The sequence below is a fragment of the Vibrio jasicida CAIM 1864 = LMG 25398 genome, from assembly GCF_000400365.1.
Classification (GTDB): Bacteria; Pseudomonadota; Gammaproteobacteria; order Enterobacterales; family Vibrionaceae; genus Vibrio; species Vibrio jasicida.
This window is the reverse complement of record NZ_BAOG01000208.1, coordinates 1-831: the sequence shown is the minus strand read 5'-3', so window position 1 is coordinate 831 and position 831 is coordinate 1. Positions and strand designations below refer to the sequence as shown.

At 50.2% G+C, this 831-nt stretch carries 1 protein-coding gene; it reads right to left on the bottom strand.

Annotated elements, in window-relative coordinates; genetic code table 11:
• The coding region (locus VJL_RS26770) for a T1SS-143 repeat domain-containing protein (protein ID WP_038882389.1) at window positions 1-831 on the bottom strand (831 nt) is incomplete at both ends.

Genomic DNA, 831 nt, shown 5'->3' with positions numbered 1-831 from the left:
CAACGATGGTGACAGGCAATGTTTCTGTTGAGGTATCGCCATCAAAATCTGTTGCGATAATCGGGAAGTCGATTTGTAGGCTGTCGCTATTCACCGCATGGTCTAGTGGGCCCTGCAGAGTAAAGGTGTAGCTGCCGTCTGGCTTCACCACCAATTCAAACACGGCATTGCCATCTGCTGTGGCAGTGTAAGTAAAGCTACCATCACCATTTGTTGTCTCAGCAAGCACGACAGGCTCACCTTGAGAGGTCAACCCTGCTACTGGATCTGCGGTTGCATCAAGCTGGTATTTAACAACGCTGTCTGAGCCTTCAGTTGTACTGAAAGAACCCGACATGAACGCATCATCGTTTTGGTCTGAGCCCATTGAGGCGAGATCATCTTCGTCCACCGTGAGTGGAACAACGTTGTCAATCGTTGGAACGTCATCAGTAATCGTGACTGGAATGGTCGCGGTTGTCGTATCGCCATCAAAATCTGTAGCAATGATTGGGAAGTTCAGTACTAGCTCATCGCTGTTTAACGCGTGATCAACTGGGCCTTCTAGACGGAAGTTGTATGTGCCGTCTGCATTCACATTCATGGTGAAGACAGGATTGCCATCCGCGGTAGCCACGTAAGTGAAGCTGCCATCGGCATTCGCAGTCTCTACCAGAGTAACTGGCTCGCCTTGGGAGGTTAGCCCCGAAACAGGATCAGCCGTTGAATCAAGTTGGTAGCTCACCACACGATCTGAACCTTGGGTGGTCGTAAACGCGCCTTCAACAAACACAGCGTCAGTTTGGTCTGAGCCAATGCCTGATAAATCATCTTCGTCTACAGCCAGAGGCA